The sequence below is a fragment of the Alloactinosynnema sp. L-07 genome, assembly GCF_900070365.1.
In the GTDB taxonomy this organism is placed as follows: domain Bacteria; phylum Actinomycetota; class Actinomycetes; order Mycobacteriales; family Pseudonocardiaceae; genus Actinokineospora.
Window position 1 is genome coordinate 6,778,816 of sequence record NZ_LN850107.1, and the last position, 24,328, is coordinate 6,803,143.

Consider the following 24,328-nt stretch of genomic DNA (forward strand, 5'->3'; position numbering starts at 1 on the left):
AACCGAAGCGGCTAGGCCGATCCGGTGACCGGACAACGGCCGTGGGATCATGGCCGACCGGCCCAGGGGAGGAGCACGGGTGCGCGGTAAGAGCTGGGTACTGGCGGCGATGGCCACGGTGTGCCTCACCGCCTGCACCAACGCGCCGCCGCCGCCGCTGGTGACCAGTGAGGTCCCGCGAACCGAGGTGACCAGGCCGGTCAACCTCAAGGAAGCCGTCGTCGGGGTCGACAGCGTGGCGGGTGGCTACAACCCGCACAAGCTGTCCGACCAGTCGACCATCAGCAGCGCGCTGGCCGCCGTCATGCTGCCGTCGGTGTTCCGTGCCGCACCCGACGGCACGCCGCAGCTCGACACCACGCTGATGGTGTCGGCGCAGGTCACGCAGGCCGAGCCGTACACCGTCACCTACCGGCTGCGGCCCGAGGCGGCCTGGTCGGACGGGGCGCCCATCGCCGCGGAGGACTTCGTCTACCTGTGGGAGCAGCTGCGGGACGCGCCCGGTGTGGTGGACGGGGTCGGGTACCGGCTGATCTCCAACATCTCCGCGCGGGAGGCGGGGCGGGTGGTCGAGGTGACCTTCGCCAAGCCCTACCCCGGCTGGCGATCGCTGTTCTCCTCGCTGCTGCCCGCGCACCTGGTCAAGGACGTCCCCGGCGGCTGGGCGAACGTGCTGCGCGACAACTTCCCGGTCACCGGGGGGCCGTTGGCGATCAAGTCGATCGACCGCGACCGCGGTGAGATGATCCTCGAACGCAACGACCGCTACTGGGGCCCGCCCGCCGCGCTCGACCGGATCGTGCTGCGCAAGGGGGACGGCACGAGCATCGCCGGGGCGCTCAAGGCCGGGCACAGCCAACTCGCGCTCACCGCTCTCGACGCCGCGGGCATCGGGGCCGTCGGGACGCTGGAGTCCGCCGTCGCCCGGCAGACCGTGGCCCGCCCGGTTGTCGCGACGGTGCTGCTGCGGCCCATCAGCCCGGCCATGGCCGACTCCCGGATCCGGGCGGCGGTGGCCGCCGTCGTCGACCGGGCCGCGCTGGTCAAGGTCGGCACCGGCGGTGGCGCCGCGTCGACCATGCAGGCCAACGCGCAGGTCCTCGCGCCGAGCGTGCCCGGCTACGTGGCCACCGGTCCCGGCCCAGGGCCGGACCCCGCGCGCGCGGAGAGCCTGTTCGCCGAGGCCGGGTTCACCCGCATCGCCGGGATCTGGACCTCGCCCGTCGCGCCGCTGAACCTGGTCATCGCCGCGCCCGCGGACCATCCCGCCTACGTCGAGATGGCCAAGGAACTGCAGCGGCAAATGACCGCGGCCGGAGTGTCCTCGCGGGTGGTCACGCCCGACGCCGCCGAGCTGTTCACCACCCTGCCCGCCGTCGCGTCCGCGACCGACCAGGTCGACCTCATCGTCGCGCCACTGCCCGCGGGCGGCGACCCGGCGACCGCGCTGGCCACCCGCTTCGGCTGCCGTCCCGGCCCGGACGAGTCGCCCGCGCCGGTCCCCGCCAACCCGATCGGCTTCTGCGATCCCGCCGTGCAGCCCACCATCGACGCCGCCATGACCGGCACCGTGCCGCTGGCCGACGCGCTGGCCCAGTTGGAGCCTCTGCTGTGGGGGCGGAACTTGACTCTCCCGCTGTACCAGGAAGTCGATGATCTTGTCGTGCGCACCGACATGTCCGGCGTGACCCCCGGTGCGCCGCTGGCGAGCCCGTTCCTCGGGGCCGCCGCGTGGCGCCGCGTGGCCAAGTGACCTGAGTCACTCAGAGTTACAGAGTTTATGCTCTGTGTACCGGCTGGTAACGGTCACGTTGCGTGTAGTCGCCTGGCGGTCACCCTTTGGTCACGATCGACGGTCTGGAGATGACCCAGCGCGTCGGCGTTCCTAGCGTCCCCCCTTAGTACGCCGCCCAACGGTCGTTGGGGGCGTGATGGGTAGGCCGTGGCCAGTCGGACCGACTGCGTCAGGCCTCGCGCTAGGAGGGCACGTGTCTATTAGGAAATCCACTCTGTCCGCGTTCGCGGCAGTAGTCGGTACGTCGCTCGTGCTGAGCGCCTGTGGCGGGACCACCGATGGTGGTGGCGGCGGCGGGGCGACCGAGCCGACCGGCGACATCGCGGCCATGGCCATCGCCAAGGGCGAGTCGGGCGACACCTACACCTCCCCCGAGGTGGCCCAGTCGGACGCGACATTCGTCGTCTCGAGTGACAACCCGTTCACCGCGTACAACAACGCCGCGGCCGACGCCAACAACTCGTACAACACCTTCGCGCTGATCAAGGTGCTCTCTGGGGCTTACCTGCTCGACGGCAACAACAAGGTGCTGCTCAACAAAGACGTGATGGAGTCCGTCGAGGTCACCGCCACCTCGCCGAGCCAGGTCGTGACGTGGAAGATCAAGGAAGGCATCACCTGGTCCGACGGCGAGGCCTGGGACTGTGACGACTTCTACCTCGCGTGGCTGTCGCAGACCGGCAAGGCCAAGGACGCCGAGGACAACGACATCTTCACCGCGGCGGGCACCACGGGCTACGAGCAGATCGGCAAGGTCGAGTGCCCGAAGCCGACCGAGGTGGTCACCACCTTCGACTCGCCGTTCCCGGACTACAAGAGCCTGTTCGGCATCTCCACTGACATCCTCCCCGCGCACGTGCTGGAGAAGGCGACCGGCGTCGCGGACGTCACCAAGCTGACCCCGACCGGTGGCGACGCCGCCGCGTTGGCCAAGGTGGCCGACTTCTGGAAGACGAAGTGGAACGGTTTCGACGCCGCGCTCATGCCGGGGTCGGCCCAGTACACGATCACCGCCTTCGAGGAGAACAACTCGATCACCCTCGAGCGCAACCCGAAGTGGAATGCCAAGCCCGGTGGCCCGGCCAAGATCGTGCTGCGCGGCATCTCCGACCAGGTGGCCCAGGCCCAGGCGCTGGAGAACGGCGAGGTCCAGGTCAACTCGATGGCCCAGCCCGACGCCAACGCCGCCGAGCGGCTGCGCGGACTCAAGTCCCAGGGCGTGATCTTCGGCGCGGCCAACGGCCTGGCGTTCGAGCACTTCGACCTCAACTTCAAGAACAAGTGGCTGGCCGACCAGGCCGTGCGCAAGGCGTTCATGCAGTGCGTCAACCGCGAGGAGCTGGCCAACAAGCTGATCCGCCCGGTGCTGGAGAACGCCAAGCCGCTGGGCAGCCTCGCGTTCTTCCAGGGCGAGGACGGCTACGTCGACAACTACGCGCAGTACAAGGGCGACGCGGCTGAGGCCAAGAAGACCCTCGAAGGCGCCGGCTACACCTTCGGTGGCGACGGTGTCGCCACCAAGGGCGGCGAGAAGGTCTCGCTGAAGATCAGCCACACCGACATCCCGCGCCGCAAGCAGACCGTCGAGCTGGTCCAGTCCCAGTGCAAGGCCGCGGGCCTGGAGATCGTCGACGACACCGACCCCAAGTTCCTCGCCGACCGGGTCAGCAAGGGCGACTACGACATCGCGCTGTTCGCGTGGTCGTCGGCGCCGTTCAAGTCCAGCCTGAAGTCGATCTACGAGACCAAGGGTGGACAGAACTGGTCGGCCTACACCAACACCAAGGTCGACGCCGCGTTCAAGGACGCCAACAGCAACCTGGACGTGGCCGCGGGGCGCAAGTCCCTGGCCGAGGCGGACAAGATGATCGCCGAGGACAACTACTCCCTGCCGCTGTACCAGCTGCCGAACATGTGGGCGTTCAAGGGGATCGACAAGGTCTATTTCCAGTCGTACAACGGCGCGCTGTGGAACGCCAACGAGTGGGTCAAGACCTCGTAGCCGATCCGCCGCACCAGCGCGGCTGATCTGGTCGACACGGAGGGGCCGGACCACGTCCGGCCCCTCCGCTTGGGCATCTGACCTGGCAGGACGCACACTTGCCTGGTCAGGGATCGAGCCGGCTCACCCAGCCGCCTGGGCCCCACCTAGGAGTACCCCGTGTTCCGTTACATCATCCGACGGCTGCTGATCTCCGTACCGCTACTGGCGGTCGGCAGCTTCCTCACCTTCCTCATGGTCTCCGCGTCGGGAAACCCGGTCGCCGAGTTGCGCGCCAAGCCTGGCGTGAGCGAGGCGACGATCCGCGCGCTGGAGGCCGAACTCGGCTTGAACAAGCCGATCCTGCTTCGCTACTGGGACTGGATCGTCGACTTCGTGCAGGGCGACTGGGGCACCAGCGTCGCGCTGGGCGCGGCGCGCGCCGAGGTCTTCCCGGAGGTCTCGCGTGCCCTGTGGGTCACCGCCCGCCTGGTCATCGGCGCCGAACTGCTCGCGATCGTCCTCGGTGTCAGCGTCGGCGTCCTCGCCGCGGTCAAGCAGTATTCGATCTTCGACTACCTCGCGACCTCGACGGCGTTCCTGATGTTCTCGATGCCGATCTTCTGCGTGGCGGTGATCCTCAAGAACTACGGCATCAAGTTCAACAACGTGCTTGAGAGCCTGGGCATGGACCGCTGGCTGAGCACGGTCAGCCCGGCGGCGGGCGGCTTCCAAGGATCGTTCGGCGACCAGGTGTTCCAGTACACCGGCACCTATCTGCTGCCGACCCTGAGTCTCATGCTGATCAGCTTCGCCGCCTACAGCCGGTTCCAGCGCGCATCGATGCTGGAGACGCTGCACTCGGACTACGTGCGCACCGCCAAGGCCAAGGGCATCTCCCAGCGCCGGGTGATCTTCCGGCACGCGTTCCGCAACGCGATGATCCCGGTGACCACGCTGTTCTCGCTCAACGCCGCCGCGCTGCTCGCGGGCGCGATCGTCACCGAGACGGTGTTCGGCTGGAAAGGCATGGGCGCGCTGCTCGTGCAGAGCGTCCGCTCGTTCGACACCCCGATGCTGATGGGCTGGCTGATGGTCACCGCCACCCTGGTCGTCGTGTTCAACCTGGTCGCCGACGTGATGTACGGCTTCCTCGACCCGAGGATTCGCCTTGGTTAATCCACTTCCCACCCCAGCGGCAGGCCGGACCAGCGACTTCGACGCCACGAAGGCGCGCAAGCAGAGCACGCTGATCCTCGGCCGGTTCTTCCGGCACCGGCTCGCCGTCGGCAGCCTGGTCATGTTCGTGCTGATCGTCGCCTTCGGGTTCCTCGGTCCGCTGTTCTGGACGATCTCGGTCGACGACACCAGCAGCCGCGGCTACCTGCCGCCCAGCGCCGACCACCCGCTCGGCACCATCCAGACCGGCAAGGACATGCTCGCCCAGCTCATCCGCGGCACCCGGCTGTCGGTGCAGATCGCGCTGGTCGTGGCGTTCGGCTCGACGTTCGTCGGGGTCGTCCTCGGCGCGCTGGGCGGCTACCTGCGCGGTTTCACCGACAACGTCATCGGGCGGTTCACCGACCTTATGTTGATCCTGCCGCAGATCGCGGTCGCCGCGATCCTGGTCCGCGGACTCAACGGCAGCTGGTACACCGTGGCACTGATCCTCGCCGCGTTCGGCTGGATGTCGGTCGCCCGGATCACCCGCGGCGAGACGCTGTCGCTGTCGCAGCGGGAGTTCATCGAGGCGGCGCGCGCGTCGGGCGCGGGCACCCGGTGGGTGATCTTCCGGCATCTGATCCCGAACATGATCGGCAGCATCACGGTCAACGCCACGCTCGCCGTCGCGACCGCTGTCCTGGCGGAGGCGGCGCTGTCGTTCATCGGGCTCGGCGTGCGGTCCCCGGACACCTCGCTCGGCCTGATCATCAGCGAGAACTACTCGCAGATCACCCTGCGGCCCTGGTTGTTCTGGGGTCCGTTCGTGATCATCGTGCTGCTCTCCCTCGCGGTGAACTTCATCGGCGACGGCCTGCGCGACGCGTTCGACCCGAGGCAGACGAAGGTGCGTGCATAGATGTCGAGAGTCTCCTGTTGGCAGCGGAAGGTGCGTGCCTGATGTCCACTGTGTCAATTAACAGCACCATGACCGACACCGTCCTCGCGGTCGAGAACCTGTCCGTCACCTTCCCCACCGACGACGGGAACGTCCGCGCGGTCCGCGACGTGTCCTACACCCTGCGCCCGCGCGAGGTGCTCGGCATCGTCGGCGAGTCCGGCTCCGGCAAGTCCGTCTCGTCCATGGCGATCATGGGCCTGCTGCCGGACAACGCCAAGGTCACCGGCTCGATCCGCTACCGCGACCGCGAACTTGTCGGCCAGTCATACAAGCAGCTGCAGAGCGTGCGCAACAACGGCGTCGCGATGATCTTCCAGGACCCGATGACCTCGCTGAACCCGGTGTTCACCATCGGCTGGCAGCTCGCTGAGGCCTACCGGGCCCACCACTCGGTGTCGAAGAAGGCCGCGTGGGCCAAGGCCGTCGAGGCACTGGAACTGGTCGGCATCCCGCAGCCCGACCGGCGCGCGGCGCAGTACCCGCACGAGTTCTCCGGCGGCATGCGCCAGCGCGTGGTGATCGCGATGGCGATCATCAACGATCCGGACGTGATCATCGCCGACGAGCCGACCACCGCGCTCGACGTGACCGTGCAGGCCCAGATCCTGGAGACGCTGCTGCGGATCCGGGACGAGACGAGCGCGGCCATCGTGATGATCACCCACGACCTCGGGGTCGTGGCGGGCATGGTCGACCGCGTCCAGGTCATGTACGGCGGCACGGTCGTGGAGGCCGCGCCGGTCGACGGCCTGTTCGAGCACCCGCGGATGCCCTACACCGTGGGCCTGCTCGGCTCGCTGCCCAACCCCGCGACCCTGGGCAAGCGGCTCACCCCGATCAAGGGCACGCCGCCGTCGCTGATCAACCTGCCGACCGGCTGCGCGTTCTCCCCGCGCTGCCCGCTGGTCATCGACGCGTGCCGGGAGACCGAGCCGCGGCTGATGCCCGCCGACGGGCGCTCGCATTTCACCCGCTGCCACCGCTGGCAGCACCTGGCCTCCCTGCCGCGCCCGCAGGCGCTGTTCGAACACGAGGAGATCGGCACGGTGGAGAACCCCGCCGCGCTGACCGCCATGGACCACGACATGCCGGTCGCCGAAGACCTGGCCGTCGTGGAGGAGCGCCGGTACCAGGAAAGGCCGAACTCATGACCAACCCCGCCATGGCCGCCCGGACCCAGGCGGCAGCGGGCACCGCGCCGCTGCTGGAAGTCCGGGACCTGGTCAAGTCGTTCCCGGTGCGCGGGGGCGGCATCATCCCGCGGGTCGTCGGGCATGTGCAGGCCGTCTCCGGGGTCAGCTTCACGCTGCACCAGGGGGAGACGCTCGGCCTGGTCGGCGAGTCCGGCTGCGGCAAGTCGACCACCGGCCGGGCCATCCTGCAGCTGCACAAGCCGACCTCGGGCTCGGTGCGGTTCGAGGGCACGGAGCTGACCAAGCTCAGCGCCAAGCAGATGCGACCCATCCGCCGGGACATGCAGATCGTCTTCCAGGACCCGTACGCCTCCCTGGACCCGCGCTGGCAGGTCAACGACGTCGTCGCGGAGCCGCTGCGGCTGCACGGCCGCGGCGAGAACGTGCAGCGGCGGGTCGACGAGCTGCTCGAACTGGTCGGGCTCAACCCCGAGCACCGCAACCGGTACCCGCACGAGTTCTCCGGCGGCCAGCGCCAGCGCATCGGCATCGCCAGGGCGCTGGCCCTTGACCCGAAGCTGATCGTGCTCGACGAGCCGGTGTCCGCGCTCGATGTCTCGGTGCAGGCGGGCGTGGTGAACCTGCTGGAGGAACTCCAGCAGCGCCTCGGGCTGACCTACCTGTTCGTCGCCCACGACCTGTCGGTGGTCCGGCACATCTCGCACCGGGTAGCGGTGATGTACCTGGGCAAGATCGTCGAGATCGGCGACCGGAGGTCCATCTACGAGCGGCCGACGCACCCGTACACCCAGGCCCTGCTGTCCGCGGTGCCCGTGCCCGACCCCAAGCGGGAGCGGCAGCGCAAGCGCATCGTGCTCACCGGCGACGTGCCCAGTCCGGTCAACCCGCCGTCGGGCTGCCGGTTCCGGACGCGCTGCTGGAAGGCCCAGGAGATCTGCGCGGTGGAAGAGCCGCCGCTGGTGCGCCACGGCGCGACGTTCTCCGCGTGCCACTTCGCCGAGGAGCGCAGCGTCCTGCCGTAGGGTGTGGCGGTCGGGGGACCTCTTCCCCCGTTGGTCGTCCCGATGCCGGTGCGTGGCCAGACCCGCACCGGCATCGCCCTACTTTGCGCATAGGCTGAAATCGATGCTGACAGCCCCACCACGACTGCTGCTCGTCCACGCCCACCCGGACGACGAGAGCCTGTGCACCGGCGGGACCATCGCCCGCTACGCCGCGGCCGGGGTCCAGGTGACCCTGGTGACCTGCACCCTCGGCGAGGAGGGCGAGATCATCCCCGAGTCGCTGGGCGGGCTCGCGGCCGACCACGCCGACCAGCTCGGCGGCTACCGGGTCGGCGAGCTGCGCGCCGCGTGCGCCGCGCTCGGCGTGTCCGACCACCGCTACCTGGGCGGGATGGGCCGCTGGCGTGACTCCGGCATGGTCGGCACCGCCGCCAACAAGCACCCGCGCGCGTTCGTCGCGGGCGACGTCGAGGAGCAGACCGCCGCCCTCGCCGCCATCCTGGCCGATGTGCGGCCCCAGGTCGTGATCACCTACGGCCCCGACGGCGGCTACGGCCACCCCGACCACGTCCGCGCGCACGAGATCACCGTCGCGGCCGTCGCCGGGGTGCCGGACGTGCTGCGGCTGTACTACACGGTGGCGTCCCAGCGGGCCACGGAAGAGGGCCTCGCCGCGCTCGAAGGCGTCGGGGACCTGCCGTTCCAGCTGCCCGAGCCGGGTGAGCTGCCGGTGGTCGACGACACGGAGATCACCACAGCGGTGTCGATCGGCGACCACCTGCCCGCCAAACTGCGCGCCCTGCGGGCCCACGCGACGCAGGTCAGCGTTTGGCAGGGCCAAGACGGCGAACACAGCTACGCGCTGTCCAACGGCATCGCCCAACCCGTGGTCGACGCGGAGTTCTTCGTGCTGGCGGGCGGCGCGGACGCCGAGGCCGATGCGGACCTGTTCGGCGGGCTGGCCCCGGTCGAGCACGTGGGGGCCGACCGGTGAGCCGCGACGACCGCCTGTTCTACGTGGGCCTGCTGCTGCTCAGCGCCCTGCTCGCGGTCGTCGAACTGCTCTTCCTGCCGCTGCGGCTCGACGGCCGGGTGCTGCCGAACCTCGGCGCGCTGCCGTTCCCGATCACCGTCGTCCTCGCCGCGCTGACCCTGCCGAAGCTCGTCGGCGCGGCCTCCAGGCTGTCCCTGCGCACCGCGGTGGCGGCGGGTCCGGTGTTCGCGTGGCTGGCCGTGCTGCTGGCCGGTCTGCTCGTCACCCCGGGCGGCGACTGGATCATCCTGGCCGACTGGCGCACGCTCCTGCTGCTCGCCGCGGGCGCCCTCCCGGCCGCGGTCAAGATCGGCGACGTGCTGGCGAAGGCGACGCTGGCGGCGCAGAAGGGCAAGCCCCATGGGTGAGGCGATCACCGACAAGCACGTGGTGTCGGTCCTGCGGCCCTTCGTGCGTGCGACCACTCCGCTGCTGGAGGCCCTGCGCGAGTCCGACCCGCTGGGCTTGGTTCGTAGGGTGCTGCCCCGCCAGGCGAACTTGTCACCCGCGGACGCCGAGAACGCCGAACAGCTGGCCAAGGTCGACCGCGGCCTGCGCGACAAGCTGCTCGACGGCCTGGAGTCGGTCAAGGTCCCCGGCACCGAGGCGTGGGACCGGATGTCGGCCGAGGACCGGACTGACTGGTGGGTCAACCGGGTCGGCCGCTTCACCGTGCTGCTGGCCTCCGTCCCCGGCCTCGGCGGCGCGCTGGCCGACCGCCTGCCCATCCAGGACACCCTGGCCACGGCGGGTCAGGGCCTGCTGCTGTCCGCGATCGCCTCTGAGCACGGCTTCGACTCCCAGGCCGACCGCGTCCGCCTGATCGCGGCGGTGCTCTTCCAACGCGACATCGACCCCCACCTGGCCGCGGGCCACGGCGACCTTCTCACCGACGAGGAAGAGGATGCCGCCACCGCCGCGCTGACCGAAGATCTGACGGCCAGCGAGGCCAAACACGGAAAGATCACCATGAAGGCCGCGGGCAGCGCCCTCTGGCGCTTCGGCCGCACCTTGCTCGCCCTGGGCGACGAGATCGACAAACGCCCCCAGGGCCGCATCTACCACAAGGCGATCGGGCTGCTTCCGGTCGTGGGCATGGCGGCGGACTACTTCGGGGAACGGTCGGCACTGAAGCGGGCGGCCAAGAAGGGCCGCAAATGGCTGGCCACCCACCAGCCCGCATGAACCACGTGCTTGGCGGCCCGCCACCGCCGGACCCGAAGTCCATCCGCGCTTGCCTGACGGCCGAGTTGGCTCGTGCCTTCGATGGCGAATGGGAGTTCGTGCTGGATCAGGCCAAGCAGTCACAGGACCTGCGGCCTGTGCACGACCTGCTGGCGAAGTGGCGGCACATCGCCTTCGCCGAACTCAAGGATCCTGGTGTCTATGACCAGGCGATGGCGACGGCGACTCACGCATTGGCGACCAGCCAGGCGCCGGAGGGCAGTGCGACCGCCGAGGAAGTCGAAGCGTTGCTTCGCGCTCGGCGGTGCGGGTGATCAAGCCCGTCGACTCACCCCGGGATCCAGTAGCGGTATCGGTGCGACTCGCGGTAGCCGAGGCTGTCGTACAAGGCCATGGCCGGTTCGTTGTGGACAGCGACTTGGAGCACCCGGATCTTCGGTTTCGCCCACGCGTCGAGGGCGGACAGCAAGGTTCGCGCTATTCCCTGCCTGCGGAAACGGGGCACCACCTCGACCACCGACACATGCAGCACAGACTCGACCAAACACCCCCGCGCCGCCCCTGCGAGAACGCCGTCGCTCATGGCTGAGGCGTAGGCGACGCGGGGGCCGGAGGTCAGGATGTGCCGCTGGGCCGGGGTCGGAGCGCCGCCCACGACCAGGTCGAACCACCCTTCCGGTGGCACGTCCGATACCGCCGCGGCAGGCCCCACCATCGGCTCCGAGCTCACCAGGACCGACGACTCGGCGCCCTTCGGGTGGTCCAGGTTCACCCGCCAGCCCGCCGCCGCGATCGCGGGTTCCGCGGGCGAGCCGACCACCACATGCGCGCACGGCCGGATGCCCTCGGCCTCGGCGAACGCCTCGACCACGCGCAGGGCCGACGGGATCGGCACGCCGGGGTCGCGGAGGGTGAGGGTGCTGTTGGCGCGGCCGGTGTAGCCGCCGTTGGCGCGCAGACGCCAGGCGCCGAGGGGTTTGTCGACCTGGGCGGGCCAGGCGTCGGCGCAGCGCGACTCCAGGGTCACGGGGTCCAATTGGGGTCCCGTCCGCTGATGGCGAGGACCTGGTCGAACACCGGCGCGTCGGCACTTACCGGCAGCTCGGGACCGAACGCGGGCGAGCGGTCCTCCGGGGTGAACATCTGGACGAACGACAAACACGCCCGGGCCGTCTTCTCGTCCACCGCGTACGGCTGCCGCGTCGCCACCGCGAGGTCCCAACCGTGCAGGCTCAGCTCGTTCAGCGCGACGATGCCTGCGATCTCACCCGGCAGGTCGACCGCCCCGGCCCGCGTCATGCCCGCCCACGCGGACTCCGCGCGCCAGGCCAGGACCAGGGCGTCGAGCTGCTTGGGGAGCCGGTCGCGCCAGCCATCGGTCAGGGTGGGCAGGGCGGCGCCCGGGTCGGTGTCGGTCAGCGGCCCGAATTCCTTGTCGGCGGCTGCGCGGAAGGCCTGGGTGAGCCCGTCGAGGTGGCCGAGGATCTCCCGGACGCGGTAGTCCGGGCACGGCGTCGGGTCGTCGAGGAGGGACTCATCGATGTTCGGGAGGAGATCGGCCACGCGATCGGCGGCCAGCTGGAGGTCGGGTCCCATGGTCATTGGCCCAGTCTGCCGTGACCGGGCACGGCGGGACAGCGGTTCGCGTTGGTCAGCATGATCAGACGGGACGCCGATCCCGCTGTGTGAGCAAGATGGCACCGGGTGCGTGAACCGGTGCCCGGCGAGAGATACTGGCGGTCGTCGCGCAGTTTCCCGACGCGCGCCGAACACCATGAAGGAGCAGGAGACCGCAGTGACTTACGTGATCGCCGAGCCCTGCGTCGACGTGTTCGACAAGGCATGCATCGAGGAATGCCCTGTCGACTGCATCTACGAGGGCGACCGGATGCTCTACATCCACCCCGACGAGTGCGTGGACTGCGGCGCGTGCGAGCCGGTCTGCCCCGTCGAGGCCATCTACTACGAGGACGACGTGCCCGACCAGTGGTCGGCCTACACCAAGGCCAACGTCGACTTCTTCGACGACCTCGGCTCGCCCGGCGGCGCGTCGAAGACCGGCAAGGTCAGCGCCGACCCGGACTGGATCAAGGCGCTCCCCCCGCAGGGCGAGGGCCACTGACCGCCGTCTTCCCGGAGCTTCCGGACTTCCCCTGGGACTCCCTGGCCGACCACACCGCCCTGGCAAGGACGCACCCGGGCGGTGTGGTCGACCTGTCCGTCGGCACCCCGGTCGACCCGGTTCCGCCACTGATCCAGGCCGCTCTCGGCTCGGTCGCCGAGGTGTCGGGCTACCCCACCACCCACGGCATCCCCGCGCTGCGTGACGCCGCCGTCGCCGCACTCGCGCGCAGACACGGGGTCAGCGGGCTCGACCCGGTCGCCGTGCTGCCCACGATCGGCTCGAAGGAACTGGTCGCGTGGCTGCCGACGCTGCTGGGCGCCCGCGGCCGCACGGTCGTCATCCCCGAGCTGGCGTACCCGACCTACGAGGTCGGCGCGCGGCTCGCGGGGGCGTCGTTCCTCCGGTCCGACGGGCTGACGGCGCTCGGGCCCGAGACGCCCGCGATGGTGTGGCTGAACTCGCCGTCCAACCCGACGGGTCGCGTCCTCCCGGTGGCGCACCTGCGCAAGGTGGTCGACTGGGCCCGCGAGCGCGGCACGATCGTGGTCTCCGACGAGTGCTACCTGGCCCTGGGCTGGGACACCGAGCCGGTGTCGGTCCTGCATCCAGACGTATCCGGTGGTGACGTGACCGGGCTGCTCGCCGTGCATTCGCTGTCGAAGTCGTCGAGCCTGGCCGGGTACCGCGCCGGGTTCGTCACCGGCGATCCCACGCTGGTCGCGGGCCTGCTGGAGGCCCGCAAGCACGCCGGGATGATCGTGCCGCTCCCGGTGCAGCACGCGATGCTGGCCGCCCTGTCCGACGACGCGCACGTGGCCGAGCAGAAGGCCCGCTTCGGCAGGCGCCGCACGGTCCTGCGGGCGGCACTGGAGTCGGCCGGGTTCACCATCGAGCACTCCGAGGCGGGCCTGTACCTGTGGTCCACGCGCGGTGAGTCGGCGTGGGACACGGTGTCGTGGCTGGCCGAGCGCGGCATCCTGGTCGCGCCTGGCACGTTCTACGGTCCCGCGGGGGACAAGCACGTGCGGATAGCGCTCACCGCGACCGATGAGCGCATCGAAGCCGCGGCCGCGCGCTTGAGTCTTTAGCCCAGCACCGCTTTCGCGGCGTCGTCCACTTCGGCGAGGGCGTCGCGCCAGCGGGCGCGGCGGTCGGCCTTGCGGGCGCGTTCCCGCTCGACGAGCCTGCCCGCCACGAACACCACGTCGACCTCGATCCCGTCGCCGAGGTCGGCCAGCAGGCGCCGGACCGTCTCCTCGGCGATCACCGCGTCCTGGTGGTCGCCGAGGATGTCCTGGAACTCCTTGGTCGCCTTGACCAGCGTCCTGATCTTCTTCTTCGAGCTCGACTCGGCCATCTCCGCGGCGTAGCGCAGGCGCTTGCCGCGCACGCGCAGCGCGTGCAGGTCGTCGTCCGGCGGGTCCTCGCCGAGCGCCTCGGCGTCCTTCATCAGCTTCTTGTGCGGCTTTCGGATGACGTCGACCAGCGGGACGTCCTCGGGTTCCTCGTCGCCATCACCGGGCAGCGGCGTCGACAGGACCGCGCTCGCCAAGGCGTGCATGACCGCCTGGTAGCGCTTGCTGCGCAGGGTCGCCAGCATCGACCGACGTGCCGCCCGGCGGTCGGCGAGCAGACCAGCCAGCAGTTGTTCCACGGCGGCCTTCTCGGCCTCGTCGAACGACTCCGTCTGCGCGTGCATGTGCTCGAGCTGTACGTCGAGGTCGCGCACGGCGCCCAGCGAGTTGCCCAGCCACTTCAGTTCCGCGTTCAGCGCCTCGGCGCCGGGGATGCTGTCCGGGTCGGCCTTGAGCGCGGCCCGCGACCGCCGCACGGCCACCCGGAGCTGGTGGACGTGCTCGATGTCGGTGCCCACCCTGGCGCCCGCGGTGTTGTCGAGCAGCGTCCTGGCCTGCTCGTCGAGCCGGGCGCGCACGTGCGCCGCGGCCCCGTCCTTGCCGCCTGCGGTGAGTGGTTCCTCGGGAAGACCCAGGTCAACCGGGCTCAGCGCAGCCGTCGTCATTCCGACACTGTAGTCAGTCGTTCGCGTGCAGTGCCGTATTGAGCTCGACTCCGCTACCCGACCGGTTGACGACCTCGACAGTGCCGGTGGATGAATTCCGGCGGAACAGCAGGCCGGACTCCCCGGACAGCTCGCGCGCCTTGACCAGCTTCCCGTCGGGCAGGGTGACCTTCGTGCCCGCGGTGACGTAGAGGCCCGCCTCGACCACGCAGTCGTCGCCGAGCGAGATCCCGATGCCCGCGTTGGCGCCGAGCAGGCACCGCTCCCCGAGGCTGATGGTTTCCTTGCCGCCACCCGAAAGCGTGCCCATGATCGACGCGCCACCGCCCACATCGGACCCGTCGCCGACGGTCACCCCAGCCGAGATCCGCCCCTCCACCATGGACGCGCCGAGCGTGCCCGCGTTGAAGTTGACGAACCCCTCGTGCATGACGGTCGTCCCGGTCGCCAGGTGCGCGCCGAGCCGGACCCGGTCGGCCTCGGCGATGCGCACACCGGTCGGCACCACGTAGTCGACCATGCGGGGGAACTTGTCGACGCCGTACACCGTGACCTGGCCGCGGGAGCGCAGCCGCAGCCGGGTGGCCTCGAAGCCCTCGACCGCGCAGGGCCCGTGGTTGGTCCACACGACGTTGGTGAGCAGTCCGAAGAGGCCGTCGAGGTTCTGCCCGTGCGGCCGAACCAGCCGCGCCGACAGCAGGTGCAGCCGCAGATACGCGTCGTAGGCGTCGGCGGGCGGGGCTTCGAGGTCGTCGATGCTGGTCCGCACCGCGACCACATCGACCCCACGGGCCGAGTCGTGCCCCAGCAGCCCGACCGACCCGGCGCCGAACTCCTCGGCGGCCTCGGCGTCGGTCAGGCGGTGGGTGCCCGAGGTCGTGCCCGCCCCAAGCTTGGGATGCGGGAACCAGGTGTCGAGCACGGTCCCGTCCGCGGTGACCGTCGCCAGCCCGACGCCGTGGGCACCCTTGGTCTCGCTGATGTCTGCGCTGCTCACGCCCGATACGTTAGCGCGCCGGCCGGAACGGGTCGCGCACAGTCAAGGTGCCGAAGATCCGCCCGTGGTGCAGGTCCTCGGTGAGCAGCGTGCTCGCACCGGAGCGCAGCGCGGCCTCGATGATCAGCGCGTCCCGCCAGGACACCTGATGGTCCTGGTGCAGCCTGCTCGCCGACACCAGCAACTGCAGGTCGGTGTCCTGGGTGCACCACGGGCCGTACTGGATCACCAGGTCACGGGCTTCGGCTGGGGGCATCGGCGGGTTCAGCTTCTTTGTGACCTCCGCGTAGAACTCCTGGAGCACCTGGGTGCTCACGATGCCGGTGTCGGACTCCCATAGCGACCGCAGGATCGATTCGGCGATGTCGGATCGCTCGCCTTGCCCTTTGTCGTGCGCGTACACGAGGACGTTCGTGTCGACGAAGGTCGTGGGACCGCTCGTGGTCATTGGTCGTACAGGTCCTCACGTCGCCACGACCGACCACCTCGGTCGATCTTGTTGTCCAAAGCCTCCAGCGCTCGGCGCTTCGCCTCCTCATAGCGCGAGGCCTCGGCCGTCATCTCGGCCACCTGCTGGGCTAAGAGCGCACTGACCGACGTCCCTCGCTGCGCGGCGAGGACCTTCGCGTCACGGATGACGTTCTCATCGAGCTGGATCGTGATGTTCCGCTTGACCACGCCACAGGTTATCACGTGGTCCACAGTATTCCGCGTGGAATAGGGTTGCTGACCGTGACCGTTGCGCTGGATCTCACCGCTGACCCCGTCGACCTGACCGCCGCCCTGGTGGACATCCCCAGCGTGTCGGGGGACGAGCAAGCCATCGCCGACGCCGTGGAGAGCGCGTTGCGGGCGCAGGCCCCGTGGTTGGAGATCGTGCGGCTGGGCAACAACGTGCTGGCCAGGACCAACCTGGGCAGGCCGACGCGGGTGGTTTTCGCCGGTCACCTGGACACCGTGCCGGTCAACGACAACCTACCCGTCCGCCGCGCGGACGGGGTGCTGCACGGGCTCGGCACCGTCGACATGAAGGGCGGCGACGCGGTGATGCTGCACCTGGCCGCCACCGTCGCCGAGCCGACCCACGACCTGACGTTCCTGTTCTACGACTGCGAGGAGGTCGAGGCCGTGCGCAACGGGCTCGGCCGGGTCGAGCGGGAACTGCCCGACTGGATGGCGGGCGACCTCGCGGTCGTGTGCGAGCCGTCCAACGGGGTGGTCGAGGCGGGCTGCCAGGGCACGATGCGCGTCGAGCTGCGGACCTCCGGTGTCCGCGCGCACACCGCGCGCGGTTGGATGGGCGTCAACGCGATCCACGCGCTCGGGGAGGCGCTGCGGATCCTGGCGTCCTATGCGGCCAGGGTGGTCGACATCGACGGGTGCACCTACCGCGAGGGATTGCAGGCCGTCCACATCGGCGGCGGGGTGTCCGGCAACGTCGTGCCCGACGCTGCGGTGCTGCGGGTCAACTTCCGGTTCGCCCCGGACCGCTCGATCGAGCAGGCCGAGGCCCACCTTCGGGAGGTGTTCCCCGGACTCGACCTGGAGGTCGTCGACGCCGCCGCGGGCGCGCTGCCAGGCTTGGCCGCGCCTGCCGCCAAGTCCCTGATCGCGGCCGCGGGCGGGCAGCCGGTGGCCAAGCTCGGCTGGACCGACGTCGCCCGGTTCGCCGCCCTGGGCATCCCGGCGGTCAACTACGGCCCCGGCGACCCGCTGCTGGCCCACACCAGGCACGAGAACGTCCCAATCGAACACATCACCCGGTGCGCCACCGTCCTACGCGACTTCATCACCGGTTAGTTCTCTCTAGACTCGGCGGGGTGACGATCGACGCACCCCAGCCAGTCCCGGCCGACGACGAGCACCCGCGGGAACGCCAGCGCGGCCCGGTGACGCTGCGCCGCGAGCGCAGCGACGAGACCACGACCACCGACCAGCGGCTGCTCGACTCGCGCGGCCCCAGCGACTGGGTCCACACCGACCCGTGGCGGGTGCTGCGCATCCAGGCCGAGTTCGTCGAGGGCTTCGGCGCCCTGGCCGAGGTCCCGCGCGCGGTGACGGTCTTCGGCTCGGCGCGCACCAAGCGCGAGGACCGCGAATACCAGCTCGGCCGCGACATCGGCGGCGCGCTGGCCAGGGCCGGATTCGCCACGATCACCGGCGGCGGCCCCGGCACGATGGAGGCGGTCAACCGCGGCTGCTCCGAGGCGGGCGGGCTGTCGATCGGGCTGGGCATCGAGTTGCCGTTCGAGCAGGGGCTCAACCCGTGGGTCGACCTCGGCGTCAACTTCCGCTACTTCTTCGCCCGCAAGACCATGTTCATCAAGTACTCGCAGGCCTTCATCTGCCTGCCCGGCGGCTTCGGCACCCTCGACGAGCTGTTCGAGGCGCTGACCCTGGTGCAGACGAAGAAGGTCACCAAGTTCCCGGTAGTCCTCTTCGGCACCGAGTACTGGGGCGGCCTCTACGACTGGCTGCGCGACTCGGTCATGAAGCACGGCAAGATCGGCGACAAGGACCTCGCTCTGCTCCACGTCACCGACGACATCGATGACGCCGTCCGCGTGGTCGAGGAGGCCTACCAGGCGTGGAGCGACGCGCATTGAACCTCTGTGTCTACTGTGGATCCAATGACGCCGTCCCCCGTGGTTACCTCGACCTCGCCGACGAGGTCGGCGCGGGCTTGGCCGCCCGCGGCTGGAACCTCGTCTGGGGCGGCTCAGCGGCGGCCATGATGGGCGCGGTGGCCCGCTCCGCCCGCCGCGGCGGCGCCCGCACCACCGGCGTCATCCCGCGCGGGCTGGTCGAGCTGGAGCGAGCGGACCCACAGGCCGATGAGCTGATCGTGGTCGACGACATGCGCCAGCGCAAAGCCCAGATGGACGACCGCGCCGACGCGTTCCTGGCGTTGCCCGGCGGGCTGGGGACGTGTGAGGAACTGTTCGAGGTGTGGACCTCGCGGTACCTCGGGATGCACGCCAAGCCGGTGGTGATCCTCGACCCGGACGACCACTGGGACGGCCTGCTCCGCTGGGTCCGCGACCTGCGCTCCCGCGGCTTCATCTCCGACGCCGCCGTCGACGCCCTGGTGGTCACCCGCACGGTCGACGCCGCCCTGGACGCCTGCCGGACCTGAGTGGGCGGCAATCACCGGTTCAGTCCGTGACCTTGGGACGCACGATCCATACGATCTCGCGGTCAGTCCTTCTTGGGTGGTGGCACGGGGCCGAGATCGTCATCGATCGCCTTGGCCAGGCTCGCGGCCAAGGCGGTGTCGCTGTGGACGGCAGCGGTGGCCTGCCACTCCCTGATCGTTTGGTCGAGCATTCCCCAGTGCCCCAGCTCGGCTGATCCTTGGAACGCGCGGGCGAAGTCCGCGACGAATCTGCTCCGGTCCTCGGCGGGGAGCAGATCGACCCACGGGAACTCGTCGGCCAAGGACTGCGCGGCGGCGGCGCGCGTCTCGCTCGGAAGATGGGCCAACAGGCTGCGCAGTGCGCGCGCGGCGTGGACGGCGCCGCTCGCGGTGGCGGCCGCGCGGTCGACCCTGGTCAGCAGCAGTGCGGCGCCGTCGCGGCGGCGCACATGGACGTCCCCGCGGTCGGCGAGCGCGGCCACGCTCTTCGGGTCGCGCTGTAACTCGCTCCACTGCACCTCAGTCGACATACCTCAATTCTGAACTTTTTCAGAACTCGGCGCAGCCGGTAGGGCTGGCGGACACAGTCGCCGAGCGAGGATGGTTGTTCGGTGATCGGCGCCGTGGGCACCGGGCGACGCCGCCGACCGCAGGGCCACTGTCGGCGGGTCGGGGCAGGTCAGGCCGCGTTGGGGCGCTTGTGGTACGAGTCGACGTACTCCTGGCCGGACAGCTCCAGGATCGCGTACATGACCTCGTCGGTCACCGCGCGGCGGATGGGCAGGGAGTTGCCCATGCCGTCGTAGCGGGTGAAGTCGAGGGGGGCGCCGAAGCGCACCGTGATGCGGTGCGGGCGCGGGAACCTCTTGCCCTTGGGCTGCACCTTGTCGGTGCCGATGAGCGCCACCGGCACGACCACCGCGTGGTGCTCCAGGGCGAGTTGGGCGACCCCGGTGCGGCCGCGGTACAGCCTGCCGTCGAGCGAGCGGGTGCCCTCCGGGTGGATGGCGAAGGCGCCGCCGGTGTCGAGGACCGCGCCCGCGTCGTCCAGGGAGGCCAGGGCGGCGCGGCTGTTGTCGCGTTGCACGGGGATGGCGCCCAAGGCGCGGAACAGGGTGCCGACCAGCTTGCCCTTGACCGACTTGGCCTGGAAGTACTCGGCCTTGGCGAGGAAGGCGACCTTGCGCTTGAGCATCATCGGCACCACGAAGCTGTCGATGACCGCGAGGTGGTTGATGGCCAGGATGACCGGGCCCTTGTCCGGCACCCTGTCCGCGCCTTCCACCACCGGCCTCAGGAACAGCCTGGCGAGAAAGGACAGCACGACACGAAGCGCGCGGTAAAACACGGCGGGGCCTCCTTGGTTGCTGTCTACTGTAACCACGGTCGCGTCCGTTCACCGCTTGTCCGTGGCACGATCCATAGCCGTGACACCTCTGCGGTTCGGCTCACGCGCGGTCCCCCAGGACCGGGCGCTGGTGATGGCGATCGTCAACCGCACCCGCGATTCCTTCTATGACCAGGGCGCGACCTTCGCCGAGGACGCCGCGCTGGCCGCGGTCGACCAGGCGGTGGCCGACGGCGCCGACATCGTCGACATCGGCGGGGTGCGCGCGGGCTCACACGGCGAGCCGGTCGACACCGCCGAGGAGGCCCGCCGGGTTGTGCCGTTCGTCACGGCCGTGCGCGAGCGGTACCCGGACATCGTGATCAGCGTCGACACCTGGCGCCACGAGGTGGGCCGCGCGGTGTGCGCGGCGGGGGCGGACCTGATCAACGACACCTGGGCGGGCGCCGACCCGAAGCTGGCCGAGGTGGCCGCCGAGTTCGGCGTCGGCATTGTCTGCTCCCACACCGGCGGCGCCGCGCCGCGCACCGACCCGCACCGGGTGCGCTACACCGACGTCGTGGCGTCGGTCGCGGCCGAACTGGTCGCCCGCGCGGAGCGGATGGTCGAGCTGGGCGTGCCCCGCGCGGGCGTGCTCATCGACCCGACCCATGACTTCGGCAAGAACACCTGGCACGGCCTGGAGCTGCTGCGGCGACTGGACGAGCTGGTGGCCACCGGATGGCCGGTGCTGATGGCCCTGTCGAACAAGGATTTCGTCGGGGAAACGCTAGGTGTGGGACTTCGGGACCGGGTTGATGGCACACTCGCCGCGACGGCGGTGTCGGCGTGGACCGGCGCGCGCGTGTTCCGCGCCCATCAGGTGCGCCAGACCAGACAGGTGGTGGAGATGGTGGCCGGTATCGCGGGGACCCGCCCGCCCGCCAGAGTCGTGCGGGCGCTGGCATGAGGAAGATGCTCGACCAGACCTGGCAGAGTCCGGAGTGGACGGTCTCGCAGCTCGTCGTCGCCAAGGGGGCCCGCACGGTCAGCGTCGTGCTGCCCGCCTTGGACGAAGAGGACACCGTCGCCCATGTCGTCGACTCGGTCCGCCCGCTGCTCGGCACCCTGGTCGACGATCTGGTCGTCATCGACTCCGGGTCGTCGGACCGCACCGTCGCGATGGCCGCCGCCGCGGGCGCCCGCGTGGTCGACCGGACCGACGTGCTCACCGACCTGGCCCCGTGGCCGGGCAAGGGCGAGGTCCTCTGGCGTTCGCTTGCCGCCACGACCGGCGACCTGCTGGTCTTCCTCGACTCCGACCTGATCGACCCGGACCCAGCGTTCGTCCCGTCCCTGCTGGGCCCCCTGCTGACCGCCTCGGGCGTGCACCTGGTCAAGGGCTTCTACCGCCGTCCGCTGCGGCTGGAGACCGAGGAGGCGGGCACCGGCGGCGGCCGCGTCACCGAACTGCTCGCCCGCCCAGTCCTGTCCGCCCTGCGCCCAGAACTGTCCGGCGTCATCCAGCCCCTCGGCGGCGAGTACGCCGCGACCAGGGAGTTCCTGGAGTCGGTCCCGTTCGCGGCCGGCTACGGCGTGGAGATCGGCCTGCTGCTCGACGCGCACACGCGGTACGGGCTGGACGGGTTGGCGCAGGTCAACCTGGGTGTGCGCAAACACCGCAACCGCTCCCTGCTGCAACTGGGCGTGATGGCCCGCCAGATCCTGGGCACCGCCCTGAGCCGCTGCGGCATCGAGGCCGACTCGTCGGCCCTCACCCAGTTCGTCCAGGTCGGCGGCGAATGGCTCCCGGATACGATCGACGTCCTGGTGGCCGACCGGCCCCCACTGCGCGATGTCAAGGTGAGCTGAGCGGCCCTCGCACGTAACTGGCTTTGCCCGCCGGTTGGTGGATGGACGCTGGCCGATTTCAGGCTCGACGGCCGCCGACCAGCCGGGTGACAGGCGTGGAGACCGCGCTCACCCGGAGTTGGCTGATCGGGCTGTCAGTGCGCCCATCAGCATGACCGAGCGCCTGCGGCTGGCCAGCCTGCCCAGCGTCGCCATCAGCCGGTTCGTCCGGCCGACGGCGATGCTCGGCGGTGGGTCGCGCCGGTCGAGCGTCCGCAGCGCGGTCTCGACTACCCGATCGGGGGTGTGCAGTCGCCCGCCCGTCGCGGCCTGGGGTCCGGCGATGTCGAAGAACTCGGTGCGGGTCGCCCCCGGCGACAGGGCGAGCACCCGCAGGCCGGTGCCGCGGTGTTCCTGCCACAGCGCCTCGGTGAAGCTGAGCACGAACGCCTTCGCCGCGCCGTAGACGGCCATCCGCGGCACCGGGGTGTAGGCGGCCATGCTCGCGACGTTGACCAGCACACCGCGCCCGGACGCGTCGAGGTCGTTGATGAACGCACTGGTCAGCTCGACCATCGCTACCACGTCCACGGCGATCTCGGCGCGCAACCGCGCCGCGTCCTCGCCGACGAACGGACCGGAGGTTGCGAAGCCCGCGTTGTTCACCAGGCCGGTCAGTCGCAGCCCGCGACCACGCAACTCGCCTGCCAGGTACGCGGCGGCGCCGGGGTCGGCCAGGTCGCACGGCAGCACCGTGACCGCGACGCCGTGCGCGGCCTCGATCTCGGCGGCGAGCACCTTCAGCCGGTCCTCCCGGCGAGCGACGATGACCAGGTCGGATCCTCGCCCGGCGAGCCTGCGGGCGAACTCCGCGCCGATCCCGGCACTGGCGCCGGTGACCAGGGTCAATCCACCGCGGTGATCAAAAGTCATCAGCAACTCCTCCGTTGGCACTTGATGCCACCATAGCACTTGATGCCACATGGGCGGCGTGGGTCGATGTGGCATCATGGTGCAATGGACGACGTGAACCCGGCGGGCAGACTGTGGGACCGCACCCGCATGCGTGTCCGCGAAGAGGTCGTCGACGCCGCCCTCGCGTTGTTCGTCGACCACGGATTCGAGGAGACGACGGTCGACCAGGTGGTCGCCACGGCCGGAATCTCCCGGCGCTCCTTCTTCCGCTACTTCGGCACGAAGGAGGACATCGTCTTCGGCGACCTCGCCGAACAGGGACCGGTGATCCTCGACGCGCTGCGCGCCCGCCCGGACGACGAACCGATCTGGGACGCCCTACAACACGCGTTCACCGCGCTCAGTGCCCGCATCACGCCGGAACGCGGGCTCGCCATCGCGAGGCTGGTCGCGGCCAGCCCGGCGCTGCGGGCCGCCCACCTGGACAAGCACCTGCGCTGGCAGGAACACCTCGCCCCCGAGGTCGAACGCCGCATCGGCCCCGCCACCGACCCGCCCGGCCTACGCGGCCAGGCGATCGTCGCCACCGCCCTGGCCTGCCTCGATGCGGCCACCACCATCTGGGTCGCAGGCGGCGGCGACGGTGGGATCGAGGAGCTCCAACGACTCTGCGACCGAGCGCTCGCTGCGGTCCGCACCAGCTGACATCTCATCGCGGCCTGCACGGACGCCCCGTCTCCCACGCGTTGGTGGCACTGGTGATGACGGTGTCGAGTCTGTCCCGAGTGGACCGCAGATCGGCGATCCGCCGATCGATGCCGTCGCGGTGCTCCCTGAGTCGGGTGAGCAGTTCCGGTGACGCCTCACCGGTATTTGCGCGAAGTCGCAGACAGCAACCTTGGCATTCTCGATCTCAATGACGGGCTGCACGTCGAGTAGCCGAAGCACTCGGGTCAGATCCGCTGCGATCTTCTCGACCGACACCGATCCCCGTCAGATTCGCTTGCTCCAGCGTAGAAGGACGATCGGCGTAGTGAATGTCGTTGACGAAAGAGCACCCGTTTGGAGGGAGATAGGTCGATGGGGTGTGGCTGCTCTGTCGTGGCGAGGTTGGCGGCGATGGTGAGGGCATCCTCGGTGGTGCGCGCGAGGTGGATCGCCATGACGGAAACGGCGGTCATGCCGGTGATCAGGAGGACGCCCGCGAGGGCGAGTGGGCCGTTGAGGGCCAGGGTGAGCAGGCCTGCGTACTGGCACGTTGTGCCGACGGGGAAGAAGGCCGCGAAAAGTCGGGTCCAGCGGTGCCAGTGGCGGATCACTGGGCTGGCCGTGGCGAGTTCGGCGAGCACCTGTTGACGGGCGCACGGCGGGTCCAAGTGGCGACGGGCCAAGGATGCCACCGCTTCGGCGCGGGTGGTCATGGTCCGGTCAGGCGGTGCTGGGCGTGCCAGCGGTATGGGGTGAACACTTCGACGATCTGCCCCCGACAGTGTGGGCAGGTTTGGCAGGTGCAGTACCAGCGGCGCAGGACGAGGGTGTCGTCGAAGGGTTCGTCGTCGGGGTTGGTCCACGTGTGGTCGCCAGCGGTGCAGGCCGCGCATCGGGCGGTGGGCGTGTAGTCGTGAGTGAGCAGCGGTGCTGCGGGCATGATCGCTCCGTCGTGTGAATGGGTTCGTGTCTATC

General features: G+C 70.1%; 30 protein-coding genes. 18 read left to right on the forward strand and 12 right to left on the reverse strand.

What is annotated here, in order from left to right:
* Positions 1-79: 79 nt before the first annotated feature.
* The 10 genes from BN1701_RS31025 to BN1701_RS31070 all read left to right on the forward strand — a co-directional run bounded on the left by BN1701_RS31025 (position 80) and on the right by BN1701_RS31070 (position 10,588).
* Positions 80-1,753 (forward strand): ABC transporter family substrate-binding protein, encoded by a 1,674-nt coding sequence (locus BN1701_RS31025; RefSeq protein ID WP_369800653.1) that lies wholly within the window; start codon positions 80-82, stop codon positions 1,751-1,753.
* A gap of 235 nt (positions 1,754-1,988) precedes the next feature.
* Complete coding sequence (locus BN1701_RS31030) at positions 1,989-3,797, forward strand: ABC transporter family substrate-binding protein (RefSeq protein ID WP_054054710.1); 1,809 nt, start codon at positions 1,989-1,991, stop codon at positions 3,795-3,797.
* A 159-nt stretch (positions 3,798-3,956) separates the two neighbouring features.
* Positions 3,957-4,955: an ABC transporter permease gene (locus BN1701_RS31035; RefSeq protein WP_054054712.1), complete on the forward strand. Its 999-nt coding sequence runs from the start codon at positions 3,957-3,959 to the stop codon at positions 4,953-4,955.
* The gene (locus BN1701_RS31040) at positions 4,948-5,856 is read left to right on the forward strand and encodes an ABC transporter permease (RefSeq protein WP_054054714.1); all 909 of its coding nucleotides are present in this window, start codon (positions 4,948-4,950) and stop codon (positions 5,854-5,856) included. Before BN1701_RS31035 ends, BN1701_RS31040 begins: the two co-directional genes overlap by 8 nt.
* A 41-nt stretch (positions 5,857-5,897) precedes the next feature.
* Complete coding sequence (locus BN1701_RS31045; protein WP_054054716.1) at positions 5,898-7,049, forward strand: ABC transporter ATP-binding protein; 1,152 nt, start codon at positions 5,898-5,900, stop codon at positions 7,047-7,049.
* Positions 7,046-8,074, forward strand: a complete 1,029-nt coding sequence (locus tag BN1701_RS31050) for an ABC transporter ATP-binding protein (RefSeq protein WP_054054718.1) — start codon at positions 7,046-7,048, stop codon at positions 8,072-8,074. The genes BN1701_RS31045 and BN1701_RS31050 overlap by 4 nt, the downstream gene beginning before the upstream one ends.
* Before the next feature lie 103 nt (positions 8,075-8,177).
* A complete protein-coding gene (mshB, locus tag BN1701_RS31055; RefSeq protein WP_054054720.1) occupies positions 8,178-9,050 on the forward strand; it encodes an N-acetyl-1-D-myo-inositol-2-amino-2-deoxy-alpha-D-glucopyranoside deacetylase in 873 nt (290 codons plus the stop codon).
* Positions 9,047-9,457 (forward strand): hypothetical protein, encoded by a 411-nt coding sequence (locus tag BN1701_RS31060; RefSeq protein ID WP_054054722.1) that lies wholly within the window; start codon positions 9,047-9,049, stop codon positions 9,455-9,457. Before mshB ends, BN1701_RS31060 begins: the two co-directional genes overlap by 4 nt.
* On the forward strand, positions 9,450-10,274 hold the full coding sequence (locus tag BN1701_RS31065) for a hypothetical protein (protein ID WP_054054724.1): 825 nt from the start codon (positions 9,450-9,452) through the stop codon (positions 10,272-10,274). The genes BN1701_RS31060 and BN1701_RS31065 overlap by 8 nt, the downstream gene beginning before the upstream one ends.
* Positions 10,271-10,588 carry a DUF6247 family protein gene (locus tag BN1701_RS31070; RefSeq protein WP_157368311.1) on the forward strand — a complete coding sequence of 106 codons (318 nt, stop codon included), beginning with the start codon at positions 10,271-10,273 and terminating at the stop codon, positions 10,586-10,588. Before BN1701_RS31065 ends, BN1701_RS31070 begins: the two co-directional genes overlap by 4 nt.
* A gap of 14 nt (positions 10,589-10,602) precedes the next feature.
* Here BN1701_RS31070 and BN1701_RS31075 read toward each other — a convergent pair whose 3' ends face one another.
* Both BN1701_RS31075 and BN1701_RS31080 read right to left on the reverse strand, forming a co-directional pair.
* Positions 10,603-11,301, reverse strand: a complete 699-nt coding sequence (locus tag BN1701_RS31075) for an N-acetyltransferase (RefSeq protein WP_231949766.1) — start codon at positions 11,299-11,301, stop codon at positions 10,603-10,605.
* Positions 11,298-11,876 (reverse strand): TIGR03086 family metal-binding protein, encoded by a 579-nt coding sequence (locus tag BN1701_RS31080; RefSeq protein WP_054054730.1) that lies wholly within the window; start codon positions 11,874-11,876, stop codon positions 11,298-11,300. The genes BN1701_RS31075 and BN1701_RS31080 overlap by 4 nt, the downstream gene beginning before the upstream one ends.
* 193 nt (positions 11,877-12,069) lie before the next feature.
* Here BN1701_RS31080 and fdxA point away from each other — a divergent pair, with 193 nt between their 5' ends.
* Together fdxA and dapC are read left to right on the forward strand one after the other, a co-directional pair.
* The gene (gene fdxA, locus BN1701_RS36165; RefSeq protein ID WP_054056283.1) at positions 12,070-12,396 is read left to right on the forward strand and encodes a ferredoxin; all 327 of its coding nucleotides are present in this window, start codon (positions 12,070-12,072) and stop codon (positions 12,394-12,396) included.
* Positions 12,393-13,487 carry a succinyldiaminopimelate transaminase gene (dapC, locus tag BN1701_RS31090; protein WP_054056284.1) on the forward strand — a complete coding sequence of 365 codons (1,095 nt, stop codon included), beginning with the start codon at positions 12,393-12,395 and terminating at the stop codon, positions 13,485-13,487. The genes fdxA and dapC overlap by 4 nt, the downstream gene beginning before the upstream one ends.
* Here the strand turns inward: dapC and BN1701_RS31095 are convergent.
* From BN1701_RS31095 to BN1701_RS31110, 4 genes are read right to left on the reverse strand one after another with little or no spacing between them, the layout of a single operon-like run.
* Positions 13,484-14,419 (reverse strand): CHAD domain-containing protein, encoded by a 936-nt coding sequence (locus BN1701_RS31095; RefSeq protein ID WP_054054732.1) that lies wholly within the window; start codon positions 14,417-14,419, stop codon positions 13,484-13,486. The genes dapC and BN1701_RS31095 overlap by 4 nt on opposite strands.
* Before the next feature lie 13 nt (positions 14,420-14,432).
* Positions 14,433-15,416 carry a 2,3,4,5-tetrahydropyridine-2,6-dicarboxylate N-succinyltransferase gene (gene dapD, locus BN1701_RS31100; RefSeq protein ID WP_054054734.1) on the reverse strand — a complete coding sequence of 328 codons (984 nt, stop codon included), beginning with the start codon at positions 15,414-15,416 and terminating at the stop codon, positions 14,433-14,435.
* Positions 15,417-15,426: 10 nt separating this feature from the next.
* Positions 15,427-15,864 carry a PIN domain-containing protein gene (locus BN1701_RS31105; protein WP_054054736.1) on the reverse strand — a complete coding sequence of 146 codons (438 nt, stop codon included), beginning with the start codon at positions 15,862-15,864 and terminating at the stop codon, positions 15,427-15,429.
* Entirely contained in the window at positions 15,861-16,109 is a 249-nt protein-coding gene (locus BN1701_RS31110; RefSeq protein WP_157368312.1) for a DUF6364 family protein, read from the reverse strand. Before BN1701_RS31110 ends, BN1701_RS31105 begins: the two co-directional genes overlap by 4 nt.
* 39 nt (positions 16,110-16,148) lie before the next feature.
* On the opposite strand from BN1701_RS31110, the gene dapE reads away from it, so the two are divergent.
* From dapE to BN1701_RS31125, 3 genes are read left to right on the forward strand one after another with little or no spacing between them, the layout of a single operon-like run.
* On the forward strand, positions 16,149-17,216 hold the full coding sequence (dapE, locus tag BN1701_RS31115) for a succinyl-diaminopimelate desuccinylase (protein WP_054056285.1): 1,068 nt from the start codon (positions 16,149-16,151) through the stop codon (positions 17,214-17,216).
* A 26-nt stretch (positions 17,217-17,242) separates the two neighbouring features.
* Positions 17,243-18,022, forward strand: coding sequence for a TIGR00730 family Rossman fold protein (locus BN1701_RS31120; RefSeq protein WP_054056286.1), 780 nt, complete (start codon positions 17,243-17,245; stop codon positions 18,020-18,022).
* On the forward strand, positions 18,004-18,552 hold the full coding sequence (locus BN1701_RS31125; RefSeq protein WP_054054739.1) for a TIGR00730 family Rossman fold protein: 549 nt from the start codon (positions 18,004-18,006) through the stop codon (positions 18,550-18,552). The genes BN1701_RS31120 and BN1701_RS31125 overlap by 19 nt, the downstream gene beginning before the upstream one ends.
* Positions 18,553-18,614: 62 nt before the next feature.
* On the opposite strand, the gene BN1701_RS31130 is transcribed toward BN1701_RS31125, so the two are convergent.
* Positions 18,615-19,082 carry a hypothetical protein gene (locus BN1701_RS31130; protein ID WP_054054742.1) on the reverse strand — a complete coding sequence of 156 codons (468 nt, stop codon included), beginning with the start codon at positions 19,080-19,082 and terminating at the stop codon, positions 18,615-18,617.
* Positions 19,083-19,231: 149 nt separating this feature from the next.
* Positions 19,232-19,900 carry a 1-acyl-sn-glycerol-3-phosphate acyltransferase gene (locus BN1701_RS31135; protein WP_054054744.1) on the reverse strand — a complete coding sequence of 223 codons (669 nt, stop codon included), beginning with the start codon at positions 19,898-19,900 and terminating at the stop codon, positions 19,232-19,234.
* 79 nt (positions 19,901-19,979) lie between these two features.
* Between BN1701_RS31135 and folP the strand changes: the two genes are divergently transcribed.
* Positions 19,980-20,849: a dihydropteroate synthase gene (gene folP / locus BN1701_RS31140; RefSeq protein ID WP_054054746.1), complete on the forward strand. Its 870-nt coding sequence runs from the start codon at positions 19,980-19,982 to the stop codon at positions 20,847-20,849.
* Positions 20,846-21,751, forward strand: coding sequence for a glucosyl-3-phosphoglycerate synthase (locus BN1701_RS31145; protein WP_054054748.1), 906 nt, complete (start codon positions 20,846-20,848; stop codon positions 21,749-21,751). The genes folP and BN1701_RS31145 overlap by 4 nt, the downstream gene beginning before the upstream one ends.
* A gap of 108 nt (positions 21,752-21,859) precedes the next feature.
* Here the strand turns inward: BN1701_RS31145 and BN1701_RS31150 are convergent, their stop codons facing one another.
* A complete protein-coding gene (locus tag BN1701_RS31150; protein ID WP_054054750.1) occupies positions 21,860-22,663 on the reverse strand; it encodes an SDR family oxidoreductase in 804 nt (267 codons plus the stop codon).
* An 84-nt stretch (positions 22,664-22,747) separates the two neighbouring features.
* Between BN1701_RS31150 and BN1701_RS31155 the strand changes: the two genes are divergently transcribed.
* The gene (locus BN1701_RS31155; RefSeq protein ID WP_054054752.1) at positions 22,748-23,350 is read left to right on the forward strand and encodes a TetR/AcrR family transcriptional regulator; all 603 of its coding nucleotides are present in this window, start codon (positions 22,748-22,750) and stop codon (positions 23,348-23,350) included.
* A gap of 4 nt (positions 23,351-23,354) precedes the next feature.
* Here the strand turns inward: BN1701_RS31155 and BN1701_RS38380 are convergent, their stop codons facing one another.
* From BN1701_RS38380 to BN1701_RS31165, 3 genes are all read right to left on the reverse strand, one after another.
* Entirely contained in the window at positions 23,355-23,534 is a 180-nt protein-coding gene (locus tag BN1701_RS38380; protein WP_082860461.1) for a MerR family DNA-binding protein, read from the reverse strand.
* A gap of 64 nt (positions 23,535-23,598) precedes the next feature.
* Complete coding sequence (locus BN1701_RS36170) at positions 23,599-24,036, reverse strand: hypothetical protein (RefSeq protein ID WP_157368313.1); 438 nt, start codon at positions 24,034-24,036, stop codon at positions 23,599-23,601.
* A gap of 26 nt (positions 24,037-24,062) precedes the next feature.
* Positions 24,063-24,293 carry a hypothetical protein gene (locus BN1701_RS31165; RefSeq protein ID WP_054054756.1) on the reverse strand — a complete coding sequence of 77 codons (231 nt, stop codon included), beginning with the start codon at positions 24,291-24,293 and terminating at the stop codon, positions 24,063-24,065.
* Positions 24,294-24,328: the final 35 nt, after the last annotated feature.